We start from the raw sequence: 26,636 nt of genomic DNA on the forward strand, positions 1-26,636 counted from the left end.
GATATAAAAATAAAAAAGTAAGTCAAATACTATTCTGAAAAGACAGAATTTTCATTTAATTTACTATGAATTTATATTTGTTAAAGAAGGTAACTTTATAATGGAGGTAATTTAATATGTCAGACAAAGTCAATGTGAAAAATATTATCTGTATTGCGGGTGCTTATTTAGCAACAGCAATTGGTTCTGGATTTGCTACTGGTCAAGAAATACTCCAATTTTTTGCCTCACAAGGGTATATGGGGCTGATTGGGGCGTTAATATCAATGGTGTTATTTTCATTTCTTGGTGCTGAAGTTATAACTAGAGGTAGAGAATTAAAACTTAAAGAACCAACAAGAATTTACACTTTTTATTGTGGGAAGATTTTAGGAAAATTTTACGAATGGTTTAGTCCAATATTTTTATTTGGGATTCTTATAGTAATGATTTCAGGTGCAGGCTCAACTTTAACTGAATATTATGGTATAAATCCTTATTTTGGAAGAGTGTTGATGGCTGTTGCTACCTTGATTACAGTATCTATGGGTCTAGAAAAATTAGTAAGTATACTTGGTCGTATTGGACCAGTGATAGCAGTATTTACAATTGCTGTTGGATTAATAAGCTTATTTAAGCATTTTGATGGTTTATCTATGGTTGGAGAAGCTATGAAAAATATTGAAGTTACAAAAGCATCAGAAAGTCCAATCATTTCAGGTGTAATATATAATACATTAAATATTATTGTAATGATTGTCTTTTTAACAGGAATGGGAGCTTCTATTGAAAGTAAAAAGGATGCTTTCTGGGGAGGTTTATTAGGTGGAGTTGTATTTATGACTGCTGGTATAGTTATGTATTTGGCTATGATTTCAGATATAGGAAACTTGTACATGAAAGAAATACCATCACTTTATTTAGCGGATAATATAGCTCCTATTATAGGTGTATGTTTCTCAGTTGCACTTATATTAGGTATTTATACAACAGCTGTTCCACTTTTATGGTCTGTAACTAATAGAATTGTTGAAGATGAGCATCCTAAATTTAAATTGGTAACAACAGTAATAGCTATTTTAGCTTGTATAGGTGGATTTTTACCATTTGGTAAACTAGTAAATATTTTATATCCATATACAGGTTATATGGGACTTTTAATTTTAGTTTGTATGGTATATAAAGCAATTACATGTAGACAGAAATCAACACAAAGTCAGGAATAGAGCCACTTATTAATATTTTCTAGTTAAAGAAACTTTTTATATAATCTGAATTTAAAAAGTCAAAATAGTTAAATAAATTGCAAAATATGATAATATATTTAATTAAAATAATATAGTAAAATATATATATAAACAAAATTAAATTTATAAAAACTATCTTTATAAATATTAGTAACTTATATAATTTGTAGTTAAATTAGCAAAAAATCAAAAAATAAAATTTTGGAGAGGTGTTAGTATGCATGAACTTATTTTAATCTCAGAAAAGTATAAAGAAGATATTTTAGATTTTTTTACAGATATTCATATGCACCCCGAATTAAGTTTTAAAGAATTTAGGACTACAAAAGCTATAAAAAATTTATTAGTAAGTTTAGGTATAGAGATATTAGACCTGGGAATGGAGACAGGAGTAGTAGGATTATTAAAAGGAAAGTATGATGGTCCTACAGTAGCATTAAGAGGCGATATTGATGCTTTACCAATATATGAAGAGGTTGATATTGAATACAAATCAAAATATGATGGTATAATGCATGCATGTGGACATGATATACATACATCTTGCCTTGTAGGATGTGCATATGTATTGTCTCACATTAAAGATAGTCTCCATGGAAATGTAAAGTTTATATTTCAACCAGCAGAAGAAGTCAATAAAGGTGCGAAGATGCTAGTTGAACGAGGAGTAATGGAAAATCCAAAAGTTGATGCTATATTTGGTCTTCATAATCACCCAGATATACCTTGTGGAAAAGTGGGTGTTAAGTTAGGTGGATTAATGGCAGCAGTAGATACTATTAGGATAGAAGTAAATGGTTTTGGAGGTCATGGAGGTATACCAAATAGAACAATAGATCCTATAGTAGCATCAAGTGCAATTATAATGGGTATTCAAACCATAGTAAGCAGAAACATAAGTCCATTAGAACCAGCTGTTATATCAATAGGTACTATAAATGGAGGAACTGCAAATAATGTAATTTCAGAAAATGTAGATATGACAGGGACATGTAGAAGCTTTAGTAATGAAGTACGAAAGAAAATATCTGAAAATTTGGAAAATATAGTTTGTGAGATAGCTCGTGGATATCAAGCAACTGCAAAGCTAGATTATTTATTTGATCTACCAGCCGTTATAAACAGTAAAGAGATGTATACAATAGCTTGTAAGTCTGTGTGTGATTTGTATTCAGAAGATGCTATAGTTGATCCAATACCTTCTACAGGAGGAGAAGATTTTTCTATATTTATGGAAAAAGCACCAGGATTTTTTTACTGGTTAGGAGTAGGCAACAAAGAACAAGATTGTATGTATCAGTGGCATAATCCTAAATTTAAAGCTGATAAAAATTCTATATTAGTAGGCACAAATGTACTATGTCAGTCTGTTATAAATTATATGGATAAATTAAAAAAATAAAATTTAAGATAGAGCATTTCTGGAGATAAAGTTTATGGGGGTGATTAGTTTGAGGAAAATTAATTCACAGGAAAAAAACAAAGATAGTGGATTATTGATGAGAGCATTAAATGTTGTAGAGAGAGCAGGAAATAAACTTCCAGACCCAGTAACCATATTTTTATTACTATGCATAATTGTTTTAATATTGTCAGCAGTTATATCTAGTTTAGGAGTAGAAGAAATACATCCTTCTACAAAAGAAGTTGTAAAGGTAGTAAATCTACTAGAGAAAGAGCAGATTCAATCATATTTAGGTAGTATAGTTACAAACTTCCAGTCATTTGCTCCATTAGGATTAGTATTGGTTACAATGCTTGGAGCAGGTGTTGCTGAGAAATCTGGATTTATGGAAGTGTTAATGAAAAAGGGGATAAGTAAAGTTCCGCAAAAACTTGTAACTGTAGCAATTGTATTTGCAGGTATGTTATCACATACAGCAGCAGATGTAGGATTTATAATATTACCACCACTTGCAGCACTTGTGTTTTTAGGAATTGGAAGACATCCTCTTGTAGGTATGTTTGCAGCTTTTGCAGGTGTTGCAGGGGGATTTGCAGCAAATGTTATGCTTAGTACTACAGATGTATTGTTAGCTGGGTTTACAATACCAGCAGCTCAAATGATGGACCCATCTTACCAAGGTAATCCAGCAATGAACCTTTATTTTGCTTTTATATCAGCGATAGTTTTAACTTTTGCAGGAGCATTTGTAACTGAAAAATTTATAGCTCCTCGTTTTTCAAAATATAATGATTCAACAAATGATAAGGATATACAGAAATTGAGTGAACTTGAAAATAAGGGTATAAAGTACGCTTTATTATCATTGTTAGTTGTAGTAGTAGTGATAGTTGCCTTATGCATAGGTGAAAATGCATTTATGAAAGATCCAGAAACTGGTTCTATATTATCTAGTAATGCACCTTTAATGAAAGGTATAGTTCCAATAATTACTATTATATTTTTAACTCCAGGATTAGTGTATGGAAAAGTAAGTAATAAGATAAAGAATGACAAAGAATTAGTGTCTATGATGGGCAGTAGTATGAGTGATATGGGAGGGTATATAGTCCTAGCATTTATAGCATCTCAGTTTATTAATTTATTTAATCTTAGTAACTTAGGAACAATTTTATCAATAACAGGGGCAAAAGCTTTAGCAGAATCGGGCATACCTAGTTATGGATTGATAATAGGATTTATATTATTATCTGGATTTATCAATTTATTTGTCGGAAGTGCTTCTGCAAAATGGGCAATTCTAGCACCTATATTTGTTCCTATGTTTATGTTACTAGATTTTAATCCAGCATTAACTCAAATAGCTTATCGTATTGGAGATGCTTCAACAAATCCAATAAGTCCACTTTTCCCATATTTCCCAGTAATATTAGCTTTTGCTAGAAAGTATGATAAAGATATAGGTATAGGTACTGTCATATCGAATATGATTCCATACTCAGTAGTATTTACATTAATAGAAATAATAATATTATTACTATTCATGGGCATTGGCATACCATTAGGACCTGGTGGAGGAATATCTTACATTTTATAGACCTTTATAATAAATTTATTAATAAAGATTAAACTAAAAAAAATATACTTTAATTAAGAGGAGGATTATTATGTTAAAAACAACAAAAATTTCAGACCCAGAGTTATATAAGATTGTAGCTGATGAGTTGGTTAGACAAGAGCATAATATTGAGATGATAGCTTCTGAAAGTACAGCACCAACAGAAGTACTTGAATTAAGTGGATGTGTATTTACAAATAAAACAGAAGAAGGCTATCCAGGGGCTCGTTTTCAGGCAGGCTCTGAAGAAGCAGATAAACTTGAAACTCTAGCAATAAAACGTGCAAAAGAAATATTTGGAGCAGAACATGTAAATGTACAGCCTTACTCAGGTTCCACAGCCAATTATTGTGTATATTCAGCAATATTAAAACCAAATGATACTGTTTTAAGTATGCGTCTTGACCAAGGGGGACACTTAACACATGGTAGTACAGTAAACTTCTTACATGATATTTATAAATATGAATTTTATGGGGTTGATTCAAATACTGGTCGTATAGATTATGATGCTCTTGAAGCGAAGGCAAAAGAGTGTAAACCAAAACTTATAATTGCAGGAGCAAGTTCATATCCAAGGTTGATAGATTATGAAAGAATCTCAAATGTTGCAAAAGAAGTAGGAGCTTATTTTATGGTAGATATGGCTCATGTTGCAGGTTTGGTGGCGGCAAAAGTAATACCTAGTCCTGTACCTTATGCAGATTTTGTTTCTTCATCTACAACAAAAACTTTCTGTGGACCAAGAAGTGGTATTATACTTTGTAAAGCTGAACATGCAAAGAAGCTTGATAAAGGTGTTTTCCCAGGGACATTAGGTTCTATACATCTTAACACAGTTGCAGCAAAAACGTTTTCGCTATTGTATTTAGGGACAGATGAGTTTCGTAAGATAATGGAGCAAGTAGTAGTGAATGCTAAAACTTTGGCAGCTGAACTTATTTCTCATGGATTTAGTATAGTAAGTGGTGGAACTGATAATCATATAGTAATGGTTGATTTAAGAAGTAAAAATTTGACAGGAAAGCAATTTGAAAAGGCTCTTGAATATGTAGGAATAACAGTTAACAAAAATGTTATACCTGATGACCCACAATCACCATTTGTAACTAGTGGTGTTCGTATTGGTCTTACATCAATATCTCAAAGAGGTCTTAAAGAAAAAGAAGTTGTACAAATAGCAGGAATAATGAATAAGGTATCAGAAAATATTGATAATAAAGAAGTATTAGATGAATGTAAAGTAGAAGCTCAGGAACTTATAGCTAAATTCCCATTGTACCCAGAAGGATATTTTGAAGATTAAGTATATTGATTTATATAGCTCATAACCTATAAAGCCTATAACATAAAACCTAATAATATATAACCACTATAAGGTGTTGATTAATCAACACCTTATTTTTTTTGAAAAGTAATATACAAGCTATCATAAGCATATAATTCTCTATAGATAATTAACAAGGGGGATAAAGTTATGAGGTATTATAATAAACCTACCAAAGAAGTCTTAAAATACTTAAAGACAAATCCAGAAGTTGGACTTGCTGATAATGAGGTAGAAGAAAGGAAACTTAGATATGGATTAAATGAATTTACGATAAAAGAAGGACGAACATTTTGGGACGAGTTGGGAGAAAGTCTGACAGAGCCAATGATATTAATTCTCCTGGGGGCAGCAGTAATAAGTTCTTTTGTAGGAGAACTTCATGATGCATTAGGGATTTTAGGGGCTATTTTTATTGGGATTTCCATAGGTATAATAACCGAAGGAAAATCCAAAAAGGCAGCTCATGCCTTATCAAAATTAACAGAAAACATAGAAGTAAAAGCACTTAGAAATGGTAAGATAATTAAAATATCAAAAGACAATTTAGTTCCTGGAGATATTGTATATATAGAAACTGGAGATATGATACCAGCAGATGGGAGACTTATACAGTCTATAAATTTAAAGCTTAGAGAAGATATGCTTACAGGAGAGTCTGATGATGTAGCTAAAAATGCTGATGCCATATTAGATATGGAAGTAGTTTATTCTAAAACAGAAATAATTGAACAAGATACAATACCTGCAAAGCAAATAAATATGGTATTTGGAGGAACTCTTGTAGCATATGGTAGAGGAATAATGGTTGTTACTTGTATTGGTGATAAAACGGAGATGGGCAAGATAGCACAAAATTTATCAAATGAAGAACAGCAAACTCCGTTACAAATTAAATTAGGTAAGTTAGGTGCTAAAATAGCAGGTATATCAGGTGTAATAGCTACATTATTATGTATGTTTATGATTATACAAATGCAAAGAAGAGGTCTGCTAATTTTAGATACAAGCAGTATTTTATCTTTTTTACAATCATTAGAGCCTGCTAAAAATGCATATATGGTTTGTATTGCTTTAATAGTTGCAACAGTACCAGAAGGTTTGCCAACTATGATAAATATTACTTTAGCCATAACAATGCAAAAGATGGCAAAGATAAATGCATTAGTAACAAAGAAAGAAGCCTGTGAAACTATAGGTTCTGTTTCTGTAATATGTTCTGATAAGACTGGCACTTTGACACAAAATAAAATGATGGTAGAAGTAGCTTATATTGATGGTAAATATGTAAGTGGTGGAGAATATAAGAGTAATAGCTATTTTGAAGAAAATTGTATAGTAAACTCAACAGCAGATATAGAAAAAGAAGAAAATTCATTTAAATATATAGGAAGTGCAACAGAGTGTGCATTACTTTTATACCATAATGATAAAGATTATACTGAAATGAGAAAGCAAACTTATTTAATCTCACAAATACCATTTAGCTCAGAAGAAAAGAAAATGTCGACATTAATTCGTCAAGATGACTCAGATATATTGCTTTCAAAAGGAGCTCCAGAAGTATTACTGAAGAAATGTTCTTATGTACAGCAAGGTAAAAATATTGTTCCAATAACTCCAAGAATAGAAAAAAGTATTTTAGATGAAATTAGAAAGTTACAAATTAAATCTATGAGAACCTTAGGGTTTGCCTACAAAAAAATGACTAAATCTCGCACAGAGGTAGCAATAACATCAGAAGGAGAATTGAATTTAATAGGAAATCCAAGAGGCTATGAAAAAGAAGAAAATTTAATTTTTAGCGGATTTGTAGGAATAGTAGACCCACTAAGAGAAGGTGTTAAAGATTCTATTGATAAAGCTTTTAGTGCTGGGGTAGATGTAAAAATGCTTACAGGGGATAACATCAATACAGCTACTGCTATTGGAGATGAGTTAGGGCTATTAAATGATGGAAAAAAAGCTGTCGAAGCTACTTATATAGATGTGCTTACAGATGAAGAATTAAGAAAAGAAATCAAGGGAATATCAATCGTTGCAAGAAGCAAGCCAGATACAAAAATGAGAATAGTTTCAGCACTTCAAAAGAGTGGAGAAGTCGTAGCTGTGACAGGTGATGGTATAAATGATGCTCCTGCACTTAGTCAAGCAGATGTGGGAATTGCAATGGGTATTTCTGGAACAGAAGTTTCTAAAAATGCAGCTGATATAATATTGACTGATGACAGTTTCAGTACCATAGTAGAGGGAATAAAATGGGGAAGAGGTATATATGAAAACTTTCAAAGGTTTATACAGTTCCAGCTTACTGTAAATATAGTAGCATTTATAATTGCTATAATATCTCAACTTACTGGTAAAGATATGCCTTTTACCACAATACAATTATTATGGGTAAACATAATAATGGATGGTCCTCCAGCGTTAGCATTAGGATTAGAGCCTGTTAGAGATTATGTATTGAAAAGAAAACCAATAAATAGACATTCTGGAATAATAGCTAGGTCTATGTCTGTAAATATTATTATAAATGCTATCCTTATGATTACAATTGTATTTACACAATCAGCTTTCAACATATTGGGAGCAACTCCAGAAGAACAAGGTACTGTTATATTTTCCTTATTTGCATTCAGTGCTCTTTTTAATGCATTAAATTGTAGAGAATTTGGATTAAACAGTACAATACCAAATCTATTTAAAAATAAATTAGCATTACAAGTAATAGTTGTGACAGGTGTGATTCAAATAATATTTACCCAAGTATTCCAAAGTTTCTTCAATTCAGTGTCACTAGAGTTTGATATGTGGATAAAGGTAATATTATTTGCATCGACTATTTTATTATCTAATGAGATAGTTAAATTTACATTTAGAATGTTGAAAAATAATAAACTTATTAGGTCATATAAATAGAGTCTTATATTAAAAAAATACAGTATAAATTAAATAAAAACTAGCCTTGGATAGTTAGTAAGGAATACTATCCAAGACTAAGTTAATTATATACTATCTATTTTTGTTTTTTAACTTAGGTATTAATATACATTCAAAACAATTGTTTTCAACATGAGAGAAGTATATTATCATTTATAATAAATTCTTTCAAAAATAATTAGTAACTTTTTATTTAATGAAAAGAAAAAATTATTTTACATATTTCTTTATAAGTCTATATGCTTTTGGTTGAGAAATATTTAGATAGCTTGCTAGTTTATAAGAACTTTTAGTTTTACTATGTACTTTTCTTATAATTTCTCCTTCATACTCAGATAATAATTCATCTAAACTTTTATTACTAAATGATTCAGATGTGTTTCCATCAAAATCTGAATCTATATATGCAAGTGATAAAGGCAGAGAATTTATGTTTTCACTATTAGATGTTATGAGTAAGTTCTGTATCAAGTTTTCTAACTCTCTAATATTGCCTGGAAATCTATAAAGGGAAAGTTTATCTATTAATGACTTAGAGATAGTCTTATTCATATTTAGTTTATGATTGTACTTTTTAAATAGAGTATCTATAAGTAGTGGTAAGTCCTCAATACGTTCTCTAAGTGGTGGGATTTTAATGTTTACAACATTTAACCTATAATATAAATCTTCTCTAAACAGTTTTTCTTTTACAAGACCAAACAAATCCACATTAGTTGCTGAAATGATTCTAATATCAACTTTTTTTTCTTTTACACCACCAACTTGTATAAATTTTTTATCTTGAGCTAATTGGAGGAATTTAGCCTGAAGACCAGGAGGAATATCACCAATTTCATCTAAAAACAAAGTACCGCCATCTGCCAATTCTACAAGTCCAATTTTACCTTTGCTATTAGCACCTGTAAAAGCACCTTTTGTATAACCAAAAAGCTCTGACTCCAATAGTGAAGGGGATATGGTAGTACAGTTTATAGTTATAAAAGGGCCTTCTTTCCTATCACTTTTAGAGTGAATATATCTAGCTAAAGAGGTTTTTCCAGTCCCAGACTCACCTAAAATCAATATATTCACGTTTGAATTTGATATTTGGTCAACTGTTTTAAAAATAGATTTCATAGATTCACTTTTAAAAACAATATCATCAAATATATGTATTGTACTTCTATGGTACATTTCAACTTCATTTTTATACATTTCAATAGTCTTTTTTGAAGCTTCTAATTTGTCTTTTATATTGTTTAATTCTGTTATATCTCTACAATTTTCTATTATATATTCGATATCTCCATTTTCATCAAATAAAGGAGTTGCAGTAATTATCAATTTTATACCAGTTTTAGATTGTTGTTCTAATGATACCGCTTTTTTTGTTCTTATTACTTCTGTTACTGGAGTCTGAAATAAACAACCTTTTTCTTGTATATACATAACACTTTTACCTAAAACTTCATCTCTTGTTAACCCATAGTTGTTCTCAAATGATTTATTACAGTATAATGTTATTCCGTTTTTGTCACAAACTGATATCTCATCGTGTGAAAATTCTAAAATATTTTCAAAAAAATCTTTTGGATATTTCATTTTGACCTCCTCCAAATAATTAAAAATTTATAAAAAAGCATAATTTAAATTAGAAATGAATTAAAACTTGTAGAATATAAACAATAATAATTCAAAAATGAATTAAATAAGATGTAATATAATTCAAAAATAAATTATGTAAATTATAGTGTGATTCAAAAATGAATTATATAAATTATTACATAATTCAATTATGAATTGATTATATTGCTTTTTAGAAGAATAAGCAAATTTTATTTATCAGTTAAGCTTGAAAATAATAATTATAGAGTTTTCAATGTTGGCATTATAATTGCTTAAATTATATAAAGAGAAATAGTTTAAGGGGGAATTTGCATGAAAAAAGGATATATTTTAATTGGTTGTGCTGGATCATTGTTTGCAACAACTGGATTATTTTCAAGTAATCTAATAGCGAGAGGGCTTACAGTAGAACAAATTACTTTTACAAGAGCTTTTATAGGATTTCTAGTGATATCTATATACAGTGTATTAAAAAAACCAGAAGTTTTTAAAACAAGTAAAAAAGTGATAGGGCTTTCAATGTTAAGTGGAATAATATGCCAGGTAGCTTTTAATGTTTGTTACTTTAAAGCTATAAGTAGTGTAGGAATATCTATAGCTGCAGTCCTGCTTTACACTTCACCTCTATTTGTAGCATTATTTTCAAATATAGTATATAAAGAAAATATCAACAAGATGAAAAGGTTATCAATACTATTATGTTTTATAGGTGCTATAGTTGCAGTTTTAGGTGGAAGATTTGAATTTGCAGAAATAAATGTATTTGGATTCTTATTAGGTTTGGGGGCATCATTAACATATGCATGCATGCCTATAATAAATAAAGGAGCGCTAAAAGAATGCTCTAGCTTTACAATAATAATTTATGGATTCCTATTTGGTTCAATATTTATAACACCAATAGCAAAACCATGGTTAATAATATCTCATGTAACTGATATTAGTACTTTAATATTAATTATAGGAATAGGAGTTTTCCCAGCAGCACTTGCATACATATGTTATGTTGGTGGAATAGAAATGGGTATAGAACTTTCAGTTGCAGGAGTTGTAAGTTCTATAGAGTTAGTAATATCTGTTTTGATAGGATGGTTTATATTAGGAGAAGCATTCTCTTTTATAAAATTAATAGGTGTACTAATAATGATTGTATCTGCCTTAGTAGCTACTAAAGCACCAACTAAAATGCCTACTAATAAAAGTAAGAAAAATTATAGAAGTGAATGTTCAATAATGAATGAATGTTCAACCGTGAATAAGTAAAAGATTAATCTTTAAGAAAATTTTGCTAGGATAGAGTAAATTTCAGGAATTTTATATTTAAATTGTGTTATCATAAATAGTGATATAAAAATTTAGACTTGTGCATAAAATATGAAACAAGGAGGTAGTTTCGTGTTTTCAAAAATCCTAGTTAAAACATTTATTAAAGATAGTGAAAATGTCCAAAGTGCAAGTGTTAGAAACAAGTATGGTTATGTAGCAGGAATAGTAGGTATAATATCTAATTTAGTTTTATTTATAGTAAAGGTATCTATAGGTATGCTTACATCAAGTATAGCTATAATGGCAGATGCATTTAATAATCTTTCGGATATGGCATCTTCAGCAATAACTATGATAGGGTTTAAACTAGCAAGTAAACCAGCTGACAAAGAACATCCTTTTGGACATGGTAGAATAGAATATCTATCAGCATTGATAGTAGCATTTATGGTTATGTTGGTTGGACTTCAATTTGTGAAATCGTCTATAGAAAGAATAACAAATCCAGTTCCTATAAAGTTTGAATTAGTGCCACTTATACTTTTAATTGCATCTATAATGGTTAAAATATGGTTGAGCCGTTTTAATAAATTTATGGGAAATAAAATTAATTCATCAGCATTAAAAGCAGTGTCATTAGATGCTTTGGGAGATGTATTTACATCAAGCTGTGTAGTTATATCTTTTATTTTGGCGAGATTTACTAATTTGCCCATAGATGGATATGTAGGTATTGTAGTATCATTAGTAATACTTTATGCGGGATTTTCTCTTGTAAAAGATACTATAAATCCTCTTCTTGGAGAAGCTCCAGATGAAGAAATGGTCAAATCTATTTTAGAATTATTATTATCTTATGAACATATAATAGGTACACATGATTTAATAATCCATAATTATGGAGTTGGAAGATGTATTGCATCTATACATGCAGAAATTCCGTCGAATATAGATATAATGGAAATTCATGAAATTATAGATACTGCTGAGAGAGAAATATCTGAAAAGTTGGATATATATTTGGTAATTCATATGGACCCTATATGTCTTGATGATGAAGAAGTTATATCAGCAAAAAGAGAACTTGAAGAAATACTTAAGAAAAATAGTCTTATAAAATCTATGCATGATTTTAGGATAGTTGGAAAAGGAAGTAAGAAAAATTTAGTATTTGATATAGTAGTTAATCCTTATGAATTCTCCAAAGGTATGTCAGAAGAAGATTTAAAAGAAGATATAACAAAACTAGTTAAGGAGATGAATCCTGAATATAATTGTGTCATTGTTGTAGATAAAGATTTCATTTAATGATGATTAAAAAATAAAGGGAAAAAATGTAAAAAATATAGACAATAAAATATAGACATAATATAATAGATATATAACTATATTTAATTTGAATATAATAATTTTTAATTATTTTTATAAAAAAATTATAGAGACGTTGAAGTATATCCTATTACTGGGCACCTTATGGATATACAGAGTCAGTGGTGCAACCGGCTATGAATATAAATTTTATTTATTTCATAGCTTTTTTTGTATAGTTTTTTGATAAAAGAAATTAAATTATATTATGTATTTATAGAACTTTACAAAAGTGCGAATAGATTAGAGGGGAGCAATCTATATGAGGAAAGGAAATAAGAAGGCATTATTAATCAGTTTAATTATGATTTTAAGTATGATAGTTACTACAATATATCCAGCTGTATCTTATGCGTCAGAATTAGAAGGAAGTGGGTCTATCCAAAGTAATTCAAATAATTCACCAACTGGAGATGGAAAACAAGAAGAAAATAAGAAACCAGAACAGACTCCAGAAGGAGATAAACAAGAAGAAAATAAGAAGCCAGAACAAGCTCCAGAAGGAGATAAACAAGAAGAAGATAAAAAACCAGAACAGACTCCAGAAGGAGATAAACAAGAAGAAAATAAAAAGCCAGAACAAACTCCAGAAGGAGATAAACAAGAAGAAAATAAGAAGCCACAACAAACTCCAATAGAGGATGAAAATTTACTTAAAACTTTAGAAGAAGAACTTAATGAAGAGAATGAAGAGTATGGATTTGTTGTAAAAATTAATAATAATACAATAGAAACAGAGTCAATGAAAAAAATTACATTTAAATTAACTTATACTCCAACATCAAAAGGGATACAAGCAGGTGACTCAATAACTTTTAAGGTTCCAGATGTGTTTAATAAAGTTAATTTAGATTATACAAGTGAATGTTTTGATAAAACAGAGAGTAATGGAGAGTATACACTTACATTTAGAGAATTACCCAATGGTCAAAGTGTAATGCAAGGAAAAATTGGATTAGAAGCATATGTGAATAAAGTTGATGAAGAGACAAGTGCAAAAATTCATATTGAAACTACTGGAAAGATAGAAAGTGGAAGTGGAGATGTAGATATAGAAATAAAGCCTGGCGATAAAGAAGACATTGAAGAAGCTAAAGGAACACTTAAAAAGCTTGTTGAAGGAAGAGAGTCAACTACTGTATTTATGCCAGTTAAAAATAAAGATGTAAATTATAGTATACAAGTAAATGAAAAAGAGGAAGAATTAAAAGACATTACTTTATATGATGAGCTTCCTGAAGGAATGACATTAATAAAAGATTCTGTAAGTGTAGTGGCAAGCAATGGAAAAGAAGTAAGTGATTTTAATATTGAACAAGGTGAAAATTCTATTTCAGTTAATTTTGGAGACATAGACAAAGCGTATACTGTTAAGTATAAGGCTAGAATTAGTGATGAAAATGCGAAACATGGTAACAAATATAAGAATATAGCTAGATTAGAATCTGCTGGTAAGAAATTGCAAGAAGATGATGCTACTGTAAGTGTATTTGATAGGGGAAATGATTATCTTTTGACTAAGGGACATTCAGGAGCAACAAATATTACTCAAGTAGGTCAAGTAATCAACTATCAAATTTCAATAAATGATGACAAATCACCAATAAGTAATGTGGTTATAACAGATAATATACCAGAAGGTATGAGATTAACTACTGCTGGAGAAGCTGGGCATGATTTTAGAGTTGTAGAAGTTCCAATGAATGGTGGCTGGACTCCTTGGAGTAAAGAAAAAATTGCAAATAATATTTCATATAAAACAGAAGAAAAAAGAAATGAAAGTGGTCAAGTAGAAAAAGTTATAACTGGATTTACAATTAATCTTAGTGAAGAAGAAGTTGAATCAAAGTTTTTTATAGCATATACATTAAAAGTTATTAGTATTGAAGATAGTTATACAAATAGAGCTGTTCTTGATGCAAATAATAGTCAAGTAGATAAAAGAGACGAGATAAGTTTTAAGAAGAACTCTGGATTAATAAGTGCCAAAAAAGAGGTTGATAAAAAGGTATTAGATGGCAATGATAACCAAATAGTTAAGTATAAAATAAACATGTCAACCTATGGTGTTTATGATGCAGGGCAAGTAAATATTTTAGATGAAGTAAATCCAGTATTAAAAATATCTAATATAAAATACTCTGATAATCTTGAACTTAAAAAAGAAGCTGGAGATGAGAAAAATACTATAAGATTAGTAAATAAATATGAATTTAAGCAGATAAAAGAAGGTGAACCTGTACAAGGTTGGGTTACATTTGATGCAGATTTTACAGATGTAAAAGTAGGAGAGACTATACAAAATGTAGCTCAGATTAATGGTTCAAGTCCTCCTGGAGTAGAAACTACTAAACAAGGGTATGCTTTTGAAGCTAAAAAAGTAGACAGTTCAGATAAAAGTGCTCTTGAAGGTGCAAAGTTTAATTTGGAAAATACATTTGGAATAGTAGTAGTTAAGGATTTAGTTAGTAATGAAGATGGTATAATTGAATCTAGTGTCAAAAATCCAGGAACATATTATTTAGTGGAGACCATGGCTCCAAGTGGATATGAAAAATTAAAGGATAAAATAAAGGTGGAAATTGATAGAAAAAATATTGGTAAAATTGTGGATATTGGAAATATAGAAAATGTAAAACAAGAAAATATTCCAGTAAATCCACCAGTACCACCAGATACAGATGAACCAACAGTAAATCCACCAGTGCCACCAAGTACAGATAAGCCAAGTAAACCATCAAGACCATCTGATACAGAGGAAGCAACAATAAATCCACCAGTACCACCATCAGAAAATGTGGTAAATCCACCAATACCAGAGGTAGTAAATCCATCAATACCACCATCAGAAGATGCAATAGAAAAGCCTGTTAAACAAATTGTTCCAATACCAGAGGTAGTAAACCCACCAGTGCCACAGGAAAAGAATAATACAGGAAAAGATAATACTGTAGTAAATCCACCAGTGCCACCAAAGACAGGGGATAGTACTACAATTACTGTAGAAATACTTTTGGGGTTAGGAGCTATTGTAGGACTTATTATATTGAGAAGAAAGAAAAATATCAATTAGACCCTAACATTATAAAAATATAAGTAATATTAAAAAATATCTTCTAAAACAATATTATTAAGTGCGAATATTGTTAGAAGATATTTTTTTTTGGAGTATTATGTAAAAAAATAATCGTTTTTTAGAAAAAAAATCCAGAAAACTATAGACAAAGAGAAGGATATAAGATATAATATAAATATAAAATTAAATGAGGCAAAACTAGGGAAACCTAGTCACGCAAAGCTATAGGGGCTAAAGTTTAAGTAAACTATGCCAGCCAGTTGCCGAAAAGAGTAAAAATTTCTTTTTGTATATACAAAGATACTCTTGGGTATCTTTTTTATTTTGAAATTTATTACTCCCGGCCTAACTCAAAGGAGGGAATAATATGAAAACAAGTAAAAAATTATTAATCGCTATAATATCAATATTCTTAATAAGTTCAGTTCCAGTAAGTGCACATGCAGATAGTGCAACTTTACAAAACAATAAAGAAACACTTAGTCAAATAGTGGTTCTTCCAAGTGGAAATTACGATAAAAATGAAGCTAATGCTATGATAAATAGACTTGCAAATATAGATGGAAAATATCTAAATGTATTAAAACAAGATAACTTAAAAATAAAATTATTAAGTGGAAAATTAACAGATGAAAAAGAATATGCTTATTTAAAAGGTGTAGTTCCTAAGGGATGGGAAAATACTGGTAAAACTTGGGATGATGTTCCTGGTTTAGGTGGAAGTACAGTAGCTCTTAGAATAGGATTTAGTAACAAAGGTAAAGGTCATGATGCAATAAACTTAGAATTACATGAAACAGCACATGCAGTAGACCATCTTGCATTGAATGATATTTCTAAATCAGCACAATTTAAACAAATATTTGCTAAAGAAGGACGTTCTTTAGGAAATGTAAATTATTTAGGTGTATATCCAGAAGAATTCTTTGCTGAAGCATTTGCATATTACTACTTAAATCAAGACACAAATAGTAAATTAAAAGCAGCTTGTCCACAAACTTATAGCTTTTTACAAAACTTAGTAAAATAAAAAATTTATATAAAAACATTAAGGGGCTGTCTCAAAATAGAGATAAGCCTCTTTTTCATTGTTGAAATGATAAAAATATATTTGATTTCATACAAAAAGAGTGCCTCATGAACTAAAAAGTTCATTTTGAGACACAACCTTTTATATTGTGTGTAAAACTAATCAATTTAATCTTATGTATATTTTTTATGTGATGATTTATTGCTGACTTTTATATAATGACTCAATATGTTTATTATGAGCTTGAGTCATTATTGTAGGTATAATAGAAACTATTGAACCAATCACTATCAATAGAATTCCTATAATCATATTAGTAGGAATAAATTCTTTAAGAATTAGTAATGCCAGTATTGGAGATATTACAGGCTTAAAGAAAAATACTAAAGATGTAAGGCTAGTAGATGTAGCTTCCATTGCCATAAAATAAAGTGCATAACCAACACCTGTAACAAATACAAATACGTAAATCATAGTAGGTATGTTGTGTAAGGTATAACCACTAAAAATAGGTATATTTGCAAATACATGGAGCCCATTTTTATTTAACATATTTGATATAAAATTAATCTTAGTAAGTAGAACTAATACAAGCATTTCTAAACTACCTAATATAAAACTGAAACAAGTCACAACTATTCCACCAAATTTTAATGTTTTTCTTTTACCAAAAACAGTGTACATTGAAAAAATAATGGCAGAAGATAGTGTTAAGAATATACCACTAAAAGTTAATCTTGTATGCAGTGGATTTATAATAATTATAATTCCAAGTACTTCTAATATAAGTGAAATTATATTGTGCCTATAGATTTTTTCCTTTAGAATTAAATAAGCTAGAAGCATCACAAATACTGGATTACAACTAAATAAGACAGCAACTACAGATGCTTTTGTGTTTAGTACAGCTAACTGGTACAATGACATACTTACTACAACACACATAAAACCTAAAAAAGCAAAGTATTTTAAATCTGATTTTGTAATAGAAATACTAAGGGATTTTAATCTTTTTATAGCAAAAGGTAGTAAGACTAATCCACCAACAAAAAATCTTGATAAAGTTATTTGTATGGGATTAAAGTCATTAGTAACAGTTTTTAGACTAATTTCCATTGAACTAAAAAATATGGTAGTTAGTATTATATAAACATAACCTTTTTTCAAATCAAACACCTCCTTGTAATTTATATTAGTACTATAAACTACAATATTCAAGTACATTGGTATAAAATGGTATATAAACATAAGATATAAAATTATAAGCTACCTTAATATAGAATATAAAATTCTACACTAAGGTAGCTAATTATTTGTAATTATATTTATTTAATTATTTTAAATTGTACAATTTAGCTAATTTTTCAAATGCTGGTAGGGAACTCTTAACCTTATCATAAGATACACAATATGATACTCTAAAGTGTCCTGGGCAACCAAAAGAAGAGCCTGGAACTAATAGTAAATTAAATTGTTTAGCATCAGCACAGAATTTTTTATCATCTTCAATTGGAGCTTTTGGGAATAAATAGAATGTACCACTAGGTTTAACACAAGAAAATCCCATTTCTATTAAGCTATTATATAAAAGGTCAAAGTTCTTCTTGTAAATATTTACATCAACTTCTGCATCTAAGCTTCTTGCAATAACTCTTTGAAAAAGAGAAGGAGCATTTACAAATCCAAGTATTCTATTTGCAACATTTAATGAAGACATAACATCATCAAAATCATCCATTTCTCCATTAGCCACAATATATCCTATACGTTCACCAGGTAGAGACAATGATTTACTATAAGAGTATCCTATAAATGAATTTTTATAGTATTTTAATATACAAGGAACTTTAGCACCATCATAAATTATTTCTCTATATGGTTCATCAGAAATTAAATATATATTTGTATTAAATTCTTTTTGTTTTGTGTCTAGTAACTCTCCAAGATTTTTTAGCAATTCTTCAGAATAAATAACACCAGTAGGATTGTTTGGAGTGTTTATTATTAGAGCTCTTGTCTTTGGAGTAATAGCATTTTTTAGAGCATCTAAATCTGGTTCAAAAGTTTCTATATTTGTAGGGACTTCTATTAACTTTCCATCATAGTTTTCTGTATAATTTTTATACTCACCAAAATATGGTGCAAAAGCAATAACTTCATCATCAGGATTTAAAAGAGTTTTCAAAATAATATTTAGACCACCAGCAGCACCACAAGTCATAATTAAGTTATCTCTTGTAAGGTTTAATCCATCTTTCTTATTTATGTGCTTGGCAATAGCATCTCTTACATCTTCGTATCCTGAGTTGTTCATATATCCATGAACTAGATTTGGAGATTCTTCATTTAAAATATCGCTTATAACTGCTTTAATAGTTTCTGGAGGCTCAACACTTGGATTTCCTATACTAAAATCAAAAACATTTTCTTCTCCGTACATATCGGATAGTTTTTTTCCCTCTTCAAACATGGCTCTTATAACAGAGCTGTTTGCAACTAAAATTTGCATTTTATTAGATATCATATGTAACACTCCCTTTTATAGATTTATATTGCTTATGTATATATTACCATATTTTTACTGAATTTAGACAATTTTCGAAAAATTTCTTGTTTGAAAATATAAACTTTTATATAAAATATATTTATGTATGATGTATATAAAAAATTACAAATTCTAACTAAACCACAATTATATTTTATGATAATTTTATAAGGGAGTATAAAATTATACAGTTATAAGGCAAAATATTCTTGACTGTATCAAGGATTTAATATAATATAGTTGATATAGTCAAATATATTGCATTAGAATTATAGAGGGGAAATTAAGAATGGATTTTAAAAAGTTACAGCATGAGAGTTTGTCGTATATTATTTGTTATCTTCAAAGGAACTTTAAACTTTATTGTGAAAAATGTCTAAAGCCATATAAGCTTACGAATGGTTTATATTTTTATTTAATTTATATCAACAAGAATAGGAATTGTTCTTTGAATGATGTCTCTACAGAATTCGAGGTGGATAAAGCTCATACTACAAGAACTATATCTAGATTAGAACAAGATGGTTACATAGAAAAGATTCAAAATCCTAATGATAGTAGAGCTTTTCAATTGAGAGTAACAGATAAGGGTGAAGAAGTACTAGGAGATATAAAAAACATATTTTCAAAATGGGATAGTAATATAAAAAAAGAGTTTTTGGATGAAGGATACAAAGACCTAGTAAAAAAATTACATACAGTAAAAGATATAAAGGCAACAGTGGAGGAAGAATAGGATGTATTGCAACTTATTAAAGTCAATTAAAATCGGAAATTTAGAATTAAAAAATAGAGTATCTTTTGCACCTACAAGTATGGGTCTTAATTTGGAAGAACGAATTGACAAGTTTTGTAAAATTGCTAAATCAGGTGTAGCTTTGATTACGATAGGAGATGTATCTGTTAGACCTAGTTTTCATAAAATGGCTCTAAGCTTATCAAATGAAGATGGAATTAGAGAGTACAAAAAAATTGTAGATGCAATACATGATTCAGGGGCGAAAGTTTCAGCACAAATATTTTGTTCAGATTATGACATGAATTTAATCAGAAATACCATGAAATTGGGAATTACTTCACATGATGAAATAAAAAAAATTATGGATGATGGAGTAAATGATTATGTAACAAATATGCCAAAAGAGGAAATAAAAAATATTATAGAGATGTTTAGGGTAACAACATTAAATGCAAAAAAAGCAGGATTTGATATGATTCAAATTCATGGAGATAGACTTATAGGAAGCTTTTCATCCAGTATATACAATAGTAGAATTGATGAATATGGTGGAAGTTGTGATAATAGAAGTAGATTTGCAAGTGAAATAATTAGTAGTATCCGTAATGATATAAAGGATATTCCAATAGATTATAAGCTTGCAGTTAGACAAGAAAATCCTCATTATGGTAATGCAGGCGTTTTATTTTGTGAAGTGGAGCATTTTGTAAAAAAATTTGAATCACTTGGTGTAAATAGCTTTCATGTAACATTAGCAAATCATTCCAAACTAGAAGACACCATACCAGTCAATAATCATCCTTATTTTAAAGATGAAGGATGCTTTTTGTATTTAGCTGATGAAGTTAAAAAACACACAACTCTTCCAGTTTGTGGTGTTGGTAAGCTATCTAGTCCAGACTTCATAGAAAATGTTATATCAAATAACAGAGTAGATATGGTTGCTATGTCTAGACAACTATTGGCAGACAGTGATTGGTTGCAGAAAGTAAGAGAAGGAAGAGTAGATGATATTAAGAAGTGTTGCTACTGCAATAAAAAATGTGTAGATGCATTGCAGACACATTCTCAATTTGGTTGTATATTAGATTAATAAAATCTTATAGTGATTAAAAATTTAATGGTATTAAGAAATTTTAGATAAATACTTAATATATAGGAGGATATATCATGAAAAGTTTAATTTTATATTCAAGTTTAACTGGAAATACTAAAAAAATTGCTCAATCTATATATGATGCAATTCAAGGCGAAAAAGAAATTAAAAATATCAGTGAAGTAATTGATAATAATGTTGACTATGAAAAATATGATATAATATTCTTAGGATATTGGGTGGACAAAGGAATTTGTGATAAAAATTCAAAACTAGTCTTTGAAAATATTCATAACAAAAAGCTAGCTTTATTTGGAACAATGGGAGCAAGTACAAAGGGAAACTATGGAATTAGCATCATGAACAAAGTGAAAGATGTCTTTTCAAAGGATAATGAAATAGTTGGGTCATTTATATGCCAAGGAAAGATTGCAGAAGGTTTAAAGGTTAAATATGAAGAAGTGATAAAACTTCATCCTGAAAATGAACATATTCGTGAGCAATTAAAAGGTCATGAAGAGTCTCAAAGTCATCCAGATGAGCAAGAGATATCTGAAGCTGTTAGATTTGCAAAAGATATAATAGCTAAAGCTAGTAATATGTAATAGTTTAAATTAGATAGAAAGGGAGTTTGTAACATGAAAGAGAGTAACGATATTATAATTTCAGTTGGCTCTAAGCAAAGACTGCAAAATGCAATTGCAATAAAACTTTGTTTAGAGCCTAATAAATCAAGATAATATTTAGGCTAAATTGTTTTTGTGCAGTCTTTGCTTTTATTTACAATTTAAAATGTAGATGGGAGCAGAGTACTATGAAGTATGAAAAAGCACAAAATATATTGCCAGAAGAGATACTTGAATTAATTCAAGAATATACAGATGGTAGTTATTTATATATACCACGAAAGTCTGAAAATAAAAAAGCTTGGGGAGAAAATAGTGGTTCAAGAAATATCTTGAAAGAAAGAAATAAAGAAATACTTGATAAGTACAATAAAGGTATTTCTGTTAAAGAACTTACAAAGGACTATTATTTAACTGAGCATAGTATAAGACGAATAATAAGAGAAGAAAAAAGTGATTGAAAATAGAATATTAATGTTTTAAAGATAGATTTATATAACAAAAGATTAAGAAGAGACTTTTCAACAAAGTCTCTTTTTTCGTACAAAATTAGTACAGATTTGTTTATGAACTTGAGGTATGATCTATTTAAATGATATGATTTTATTGAGGAATTTCTAAATTTTAAGAAGAGGAATAGAACAATGAGTATTTTAAATGTAAATAATATAAGTTATGGATTTGGAGATAGAACATTATTTAAAGACATATCTTTTAGGCTGTTAAGAGGGGAACATGTAGGTCTTGTTGGAAAAAATGGCGAGGGAAAGTCTACATTTATGAATATAATAACAAGTCAACTGATTCCAGATAGTGGTGATATACAATGGAGTAGCAAAGTAAGAGTTGGATATATGGATCAACATACTAAACTAGAAAAAGGTAATACAATAAAAGATATTTTAAGAGAATCTTTTAAGGAACTTTTTGATATGGAAAGTGAAATGAATAGTATATACAGTAAAATGGGAGAAATGAATGAACATGAGATAAATAAGTCTCTTGAAAAAGTTGCAAATATACAAGACTTTTTAAATAACAATGAATTTTACAATATTGATTCAAAGATAGATTCAATTGCCTTAGGTCTTGGGTTTAGACATATTGGGCTTGATAGAGATGTTTCAGAATTGAGCGGAGGTCAAAGGACAAAGGTATTATTAGGTAAACTATTGTTAGATGAACCAGATATATTGCTTTTAGATGAACCTACAAACTATTTGGATGAAGAACATATAGAATGGTTAAGAAAATATCTTCAAAATTATGAAAATGCATTCATATTGATATCACATGATTTGGAGTTTTTGAATAGTGTTGTGAATGTGGTGTGTCATCTTGAAAATATGACATTGACAAGATATATTGGTAATTATGAAAAATTTCAACAGATGTATGAAGAAAACAAGAGAAATTTAAGAATAGCTCAAGAAAAACAGATTAGAGAAATATCAAAGTTAGAAGAATATATTGCAAAAAATAAAGTTAGAGCATCAACCAGTAAGATGGCAAAATCAAGACAGAAAAAATTAGATAAAATAGAAAGAATAAGTATATCAACGGAAAAAGTAAGGCCTCACTTTGACTTTAAAATATCCAAAAAATCTGGGAAGATGATATTTGAAGCTAAGAACTTAGTTATAGGATATGAAACAGCACTAAGTAAACCTATAAATTTAATTATGGAAAGAGGAGAAAAGATAGCTTTAATAGGTGCAAATGGTATAGGAAAATCAACCTTATTAAAAAGCTTGATTGGAATAAATAAACCAATAAGTGGAAGTATTGAAGTAGGAGAAGAACAAAATGTTGGATATTTTGAACAGGAAGTTAAAGAAATAAGTGATAAAAAACTTATTGATGAGGTGTGGTATGAATTTCCAACATACACAAGATATGAAATAAGAAAAATGCTATCAAGATGTGGGTTGACTAATCAACATATAGAAAGCAAGCTTTCTATATTAAGTGGTGGAGAACAAGCTAAAGTAAGGTTATGTAAACTTATAAATAATCCTAGTAATATATTAATACTAGATGAGCCAACAAACCACTTAGATTCTGAAGCAAAGGAAGAACTAAAAAAAGCTTTAATATCATATGAAGGCAGTATAATTTTAGTATGCCATGAGCCAGAATTTTATAATGATATAGTTAATAAAATTTGGGATTGTGAGAAGTGGGCAATTAATTATTTAATATGATAGAAAATCTTATATCACCTGTTATATCTTTTATCAATTTTACCATAAGACCAGCTAATTTGACCTTTGGACTGAGAAAGATATGAAAAGACTAGATTAATAGAAAGGCATGGCATTTATTTGCGATGCCTTTTTTAATAGAATCAAAAAAATGATAAAAATACTTGACTGTAAACCATGTTTATACTGTATTTTATATAATAATCAAGCAGTTTTAGATGCACACAAGGAGGCGATTGTTACAAAGTGTGGTATTATTGATAATGGAATATTGGCGAATCAAATAATGAAATAAAACATTAAAGAAGACTTAGAGTAATAAAAAAGAAAGATATTAGGTAATTCAATAAATCGAAAGGTGGTGTTTAAAGATGACAATTAAGGAAGTTGAAGAAAAAACTGGACTCTGTAAGTTTCTTATATATATGGGGAGGAAATGTTACATGGGGAATTATTACCATTGCTTGTTTGCTAATTGCAATCATAGCATTTCCAAAACTGCCAGCTCAAATTCCTGTGCAATGGAATAATGGTGTAGCCAATAGTGTAGATAAAAAATTTATTTATGCTTATCCAATTATTTGTGTTGTGTTCAGATTTATTTTACGCTCATTTATATGTAGATGGTTACAAATACGAGCTTTCTATAGTGACACTATTGCAGATTATTTGACGAACTTTTTATGTTTTGTAGCTTTATCCGTAGAAGTATTCTCAATATTTTTTGTCTACAATATTGTCAAGAACGTTACAGTTATTCTTTTTATAGATACCTGTGTATTTATTATTTTATTACTAATAGGATGGAATAAAATATACCAAAAAAACAAGCAACTCTCAAAAAATGAGTAAGGAATGAACTTGCTTTCTATAAAGAGTTTGAGGTACGTTCAAGATACATTTTTCATGCTGATGAAGTAAGGTAAAAGCAAAAGCTTACTTTAGCATCATGGGTTTAAATTCTGATAGCGGAATAAAAAAGAATGCCAGAATTGATAAAAACATAGTGTTTATGAGGATTCTGGCATTTTGCATATTCAGATTCAAAAACTTTGCTTATTGAGAATTAGTGGAAAAATGTTATTTTTATTAAAAAAGCTACTAATTTAGACTTCAATCTCTAGATATTATCTAAAAAAGATAAGAAATCAACTTTGTATATTTTCTTTGGTCTACCTCTTTGATTATCCAGCTTTGTGTTTACAATAGTTGCGATACCAGCCTTATATAAGATACTTAAGATTCTATTTGCACTCCTAAGAGTTATATTCATATAGTCTGATAATATTTCCGCTGATACATTATTTGAATTTCTATCATTAATCATACTCATAATTTTAGATACATTTACATTAGATAAAGGAATGAAAGAAGCAACTTTATTGGCTATTGAACTTTCTTCAAGGTCATTAGAATTTTTATTTGAATATAAAGGTCCTATTATATTATTAGTGTCATTTACTATAAATGTGCAATTTCCACCTAGAGAAGCTGATTTACTATTTGCCTGACGAGCGTTCTGTTCTGCATGAATATTTGTGTTGCCAATTCCCCAACCAATATTTAAGCTATACTTAATTTCTTTTAAGTCTTCTGAAATAAAAAATTCTGTATAGTCCTTAGTCATATTATTTAGCATTTCTTTAGTAGTATGTATTTCTATTTTCATGTCATTTTTTTTGACTTGAACTCCATAGAATCCATTTGTTGATAAAGAATTTAAGATAGTGTTGTATATTTGATTTTGTATCTCATCATTTTTAAATATTAGGTCATCATTTATATACTCTGAGCTATTTATTGTAATTATACAAGTTGCAGATTTATTTTTATCCAAATTTTTCAATGTTATTTCGTTTATCACAGATTTAAATGTGTTTAAGATTGATTCTGTAGAGGGAACCATGTAAATGCAATTATATCCCAATCTATTTAATTCGCAGCTTATGACATAGTTTCGAGTAAAGGAAATGTTAATTTTATTGTTTTTTAATAAGTCAAGGTGTATCTCTAATAATTTGTCATTTAATTTTTTGAAATCATATACAGGCTGTGGAATATTGAAATCTTTGATTGTATATGGGCAATTATTAGAATCCATCAAGGAATATATATCATAATAATTGTTATCTTCTCTTAAAAAATCCATAAATGATTTTGTAAAATCAATGTCTTTTTGACTGTTTAAAAGTTTAAATAAGTATTTGTAAAAGTCTCTTTCATCAAGTTTTAAGAAGTTTATAGGTACTTTTATATTCTCTATTTTTAGTGTCAATTCACTATATGGTATTATACCACTACAAACAAAGGCATCAAAATTATCTACTTGTTCATTGTATATTCTTAGTAAATCATTAAAATAATTTTTACCTTTAAGTTCAATAAATGTAACTTCACAAACATCTTTTAATTCTTCAAGTACATGTTTAAAATTATCTGACAGAAAATAAGATGCTGTTAAAAAACCAATCTTATATTTCATAAAGCCTCCATTAAAATTTATAAAGTCTTGTAACTAATTGCCGATTTATATCCTCATTTTATAATAGTAGATAAAAAGAG

At 28.9% G+C, this 26,636-nt stretch carries 20 protein-coding genes and 2 riboswitches; of the genes, 16 read left to right on the forward strand and 4 right to left on the reverse strand.

Annotation, left to right across the window (positions count from 1 at the left end):
- Positions 1–116: 116 nt before the first annotated feature.
- The 5 genes from KGF41_RS05280 to KGF41_RS05300 all read left to right on the forward strand — a co-directional run bounded on the left by KGF41_RS05280 (position 117) and on the right by KGF41_RS05300 (position 8,495).
- Positions 117–1,205 carry a hypothetical protein gene (locus tag KGF41_RS05280; RefSeq protein WP_227827617.1) on the forward strand — a complete coding sequence of 363 codons (1,089 nt, stop codon included), beginning with the start codon at positions 117–119 and terminating at the stop codon, positions 1,203–1,205.
- A 238-nt stretch (positions 1,206–1,443) separates the two neighbouring features.
- Complete coding sequence (locus KGF41_RS05285) at positions 1,444–2,628, forward strand: M20 family metallopeptidase (protein ID WP_227827616.1); 1,185 nt, start codon at positions 1,444–1,446, stop codon at positions 2,626–2,628.
- A 97-nt stretch (positions 2,629–2,725) separates the two neighbouring features.
- Positions 2,726–4,228 (forward strand): AbgT family transporter, encoded by a 1,503-nt coding sequence (locus KGF41_RS05290; RefSeq protein ID WP_227827689.1) that lies wholly within the window; start codon positions 2,726–2,728, stop codon positions 4,226–4,228.
- A 70-nt stretch (positions 4,229–4,298) separates the two neighbouring features.
- A complete protein-coding gene (glyA, locus tag KGF41_RS05295; protein WP_227850222.1) occupies positions 4,299–5,555 on the forward strand; it encodes a serine hydroxymethyltransferase in 1,257 nt (418 codons plus the stop codon).
- 171 nt (positions 5,556–5,726) lie between these two features.
- Positions 5,727–8,495 (forward strand): calcium-translocating P-type ATPase, PMCA-type, encoded by a 2,769-nt coding sequence (locus KGF41_RS05300; protein ID WP_227827614.1) that lies wholly within the window; start codon positions 5,727–5,729, stop codon positions 8,493–8,495.
- A 231-nt stretch (positions 8,496–8,726) separates the two neighbouring features.
- On the opposite strand, the gene KGF41_RS05305 is transcribed toward KGF41_RS05300, so the two are convergent.
- The gene (locus tag KGF41_RS05305) at positions 8,727–10,100 is read right to left on the reverse strand and encodes a sigma-54 interaction domain-containing protein (RefSeq protein ID WP_227827613.1); all 1,374 of its coding nucleotides are present in this window, start codon (positions 10,098–10,100) and stop codon (positions 8,727–8,729) included.
- Positions 10,101–10,436: 336 nt separating this feature from the next.
- Between KGF41_RS05305 and KGF41_RS05310 the strand changes: the two genes are divergently transcribed.
- The 4 genes from KGF41_RS05310 (at position 10,437) to KGF41_RS05325 (ending at position 16,864) form a co-directional block, all read left to right on the forward strand.
- Positions 10,437–11,387: a DMT family transporter gene (locus tag KGF41_RS05310; protein ID WP_227827612.1), complete on the forward strand. Its 951-nt coding sequence runs from the start codon at positions 10,437–10,439 to the stop codon at positions 11,385–11,387.
- Between the two features lie 132 nt (positions 11,388–11,519).
- A complete protein-coding gene (locus KGF41_RS05315; protein ID WP_227856427.1) occupies positions 11,520–12,698 on the forward strand; it encodes a cation diffusion facilitator family transporter in 1,179 nt (392 codons plus the stop codon).
- A gap of 120 nt (positions 12,699–12,818) precedes the next feature.
- Positions 12,819–12,904, forward strand: a riboswitch (cyclic di-GMP riboswitch).
- Positions 12,905–13,020: 116 nt separating this feature from the next.
- Complete coding sequence (locus KGF41_RS05320) at positions 13,021–15,831, forward strand: SrtB-anchored collagen-binding adhesin (protein ID WP_227856428.1); 2,811 nt, start codon at positions 13,021–13,023, stop codon at positions 15,829–15,831.
- 184 nt (positions 15,832–16,015) lie between these two features.
- Positions 16,016–16,102, forward strand: a riboswitch (cyclic di-GMP riboswitch).
- 99 nt (positions 16,103–16,201) lie between these two features.
- Positions 16,202–16,864, forward strand: a complete 663-nt coding sequence (locus KGF41_RS05325) for an anthrax toxin lethal factor-related metalloendopeptidase (RefSeq protein WP_227827609.1) — start codon at positions 16,202–16,204, stop codon at positions 16,862–16,864.
- A gap of 198 nt (positions 16,865–17,062) precedes the next feature.
- On the opposite strand, the gene KGF41_RS05330 is transcribed toward KGF41_RS05325, so the two are convergent.
- Together KGF41_RS05330 and KGF41_RS05335 are read right to left on the reverse strand one after the other, a co-directional pair.
- Entirely contained in the window at positions 17,063–18,031 is a 969-nt protein-coding gene (locus KGF41_RS05330; protein WP_227827608.1) for a DMT family transporter, read from the reverse strand.
- 166 nt (positions 18,032–18,197) lie between these two features.
- Positions 18,198–19,388: a pyridoxal phosphate-dependent aminotransferase gene (locus KGF41_RS05335; RefSeq protein ID WP_227827607.1), complete on the reverse strand. Its 1,191-nt coding sequence runs from the start codon at positions 19,386–19,388 to the stop codon at positions 18,198–18,200.
- A gap of 310 nt (positions 19,389–19,698) precedes the next feature.
- Here KGF41_RS05335 and bilQ point away from each other — a divergent pair, with 310 nt between their 5' ends.
- From bilQ to KGF41_RS05370, 7 genes are all read left to right on the forward strand, one after another.
- Positions 19,699–20,145 (forward strand): bilirubin utilization transcriptional regulator BilQ, encoded by a 447-nt coding sequence (bilQ, locus tag KGF41_RS05340; RefSeq protein ID WP_227827606.1) that lies wholly within the window; start codon positions 19,699–19,701, stop codon positions 20,143–20,145.
- 1 nt (position 20,146) lies between these two features.
- On the forward strand, positions 20,147–21,241 hold the full coding sequence (gene bilR / locus KGF41_RS05345; RefSeq protein ID WP_227856429.1) for a bilirubin reductase: 1,095 nt from the start codon (positions 20,147–20,149) through the stop codon (positions 21,239–21,241).
- A 77-nt stretch (positions 21,242–21,318) separates the two neighbouring features.
- Positions 21,319–21,849, forward strand: coding sequence for a flavodoxin family protein BilS (gene bilS, locus KGF41_RS05350; RefSeq protein ID WP_227856430.1), 531 nt, complete (start codon positions 21,319–21,321; stop codon positions 21,847–21,849).
- Between the two features lie 209 nt (positions 21,850–22,058).
- Positions 22,059–22,331: a CD3324 family protein gene (locus KGF41_RS05355; protein WP_227856431.1), complete on the forward strand. Its 273-nt coding sequence runs from the start codon at positions 22,059–22,061 to the stop codon at positions 22,329–22,331.
- 183 nt (positions 22,332–22,514) lie between these two features.
- On the forward strand, positions 22,515–24,074 hold the full coding sequence (locus tag KGF41_RS05360; RefSeq protein WP_227842565.1) for an ABC-F family ATP-binding cassette domain-containing protein: 1,560 nt from the start codon (positions 22,515–22,517) through the stop codon (positions 24,072–24,074).
- A 109-nt stretch (positions 24,075–24,183) separates the two neighbouring features.
- Complete coding sequence (locus tag KGF41_RS05365; RefSeq protein WP_227827601.1) at positions 24,184–24,369, forward strand: hypothetical protein; 186 nt, start codon at positions 24,184–24,186, stop codon at positions 24,367–24,369.
- Between the two features lie 92 nt (positions 24,370–24,461).
- Positions 24,462–24,926 carry a DUF1648 domain-containing protein gene (locus KGF41_RS05370; protein ID WP_227827600.1) on the forward strand — a complete coding sequence of 155 codons (465 nt, stop codon included), beginning with the start codon at positions 24,462–24,464 and terminating at the stop codon, positions 24,924–24,926.
- Positions 24,927–25,194: 268 nt separating this feature from the next.
- On the opposite strand, the gene KGF41_RS05375 is transcribed toward KGF41_RS05370, so the two are convergent.
- Positions 25,195–26,556: a hypothetical protein gene (locus KGF41_RS05375; RefSeq protein WP_227827599.1), complete on the reverse strand. Its 1,362-nt coding sequence runs from the start codon at positions 26,554–26,556 to the stop codon at positions 25,195–25,197.
- Between the last annotated feature and the right edge of the window lie 80 nt (positions 26,557–26,636).

Source organism: Clostridioides sp. ZZV14-6150 (genome assembly GCF_020657875.1).
Classification (GTDB): Bacteria; Bacillota; Clostridia; order Peptostreptococcales; family Peptostreptococcaceae; genus Clostridioides.

Excerpts from the sequence above, each read along its gene's own strand:
- glyA (WP_227850222.1), top strand. The coding sequence starts at position 4,299 with ATGTTAAAAACAACAAAAATTTCAGACCCAGAGTTATATAAGATTGTA.
- bilS (WP_227856430.1), top strand. The coding sequence starts at position 21,319 with ATGAAAAGTTTAATTTTATATTCAAGTTTAACTGGAAATACTAAAAAA.
- KGF41_RS05355 (WP_227856431.1), top strand. The coding sequence starts at position 22,059 with ATGAAGTATGAAAAAGCACAAAATATATTGCCAGAAGAGATACTTGAA.
- KGF41_RS05280 (WP_227827617.1), top strand. The coding sequence starts at position 117 with ATGTCAGACAAAGTCAATGTGAAAAATATTATCTGTATTGCGGGTGCT.
- KGF41_RS05360 (WP_227842565.1), top strand. The coding sequence starts at position 22,515 with ATGAGTATTTTAAATGTAAATAATATAAGTTATGGATTTGGAGATAGA.
- KGF41_RS05285 (WP_227827616.1), top strand. The coding sequence starts at position 1,444 with ATGCATGAACTTATTTTAATCTCAGAAAAGTATAAAGAAGATATTTTA.
- KGF41_RS05335 (WP_227827607.1), bottom strand. The coding sequence starts at position 19,388 with ATGATATCTAATAAAATGCAAATTTTAGTTGCAAACAGCTCTGTTATA.
- KGF41_RS05365 (WP_227827601.1), top strand. The coding sequence starts at position 24,184 with ATGGCATTTATTTGCGATGCCTTTTTTAATAGAATCAAAAAAATGATA.
- KGF41_RS05325 (WP_227827609.1), top strand. The coding sequence starts at position 16,202 with ATGAAAACAAGTAAAAAATTATTAATCGCTATAATATCAATATTCTTA.
- bilQ (WP_227827606.1), top strand. The coding sequence starts at position 19,699 with ATGGATTTTAAAAAGTTACAGCATGAGAGTTTGTCGTATATTATTTGT.
- KGF41_RS05305 (WP_227827613.1), bottom strand. The coding sequence starts at position 10,100 with ATGAAATATCCAAAAGATTTTTTTGAAAATATTTTAGAATTTTCACAC.
- bilR (WP_227856429.1), top strand. The coding sequence starts at position 20,147 with ATGTATTGCAACTTATTAAAGTCAATTAAAATCGGAAATTTAGAATTA.
- KGF41_RS05290 (WP_227827689.1), top strand. The coding sequence starts at position 2,726 with ATGAGAGCATTAAATGTTGTAGAGAGAGCAGGAAATAAACTTCCAGAC.
- KGF41_RS05320 (WP_227856428.1), top strand. The coding sequence starts at position 13,021 with ATGAGGAAAGGAAATAAGAAGGCATTATTAATCAGTTTAATTATGATT.
- KGF41_RS05310 (WP_227827612.1), top strand. The coding sequence starts at position 10,437 with ATGAAAAAAGGATATATTTTAATTGGTTGTGCTGGATCATTGTTTGCA.
- KGF41_RS05300 (WP_227827614.1), top strand. The coding sequence starts at position 5,727 with ATGAGGTATTATAATAAACCTACCAAAGAAGTCTTAAAATACTTAAAG.
- KGF41_RS05375 (WP_227827599.1), bottom strand. The coding sequence starts at position 26,556 with ATGAAATATAAGATTGGTTTTTTAACAGCATCTTATTTTCTGTCAGAT.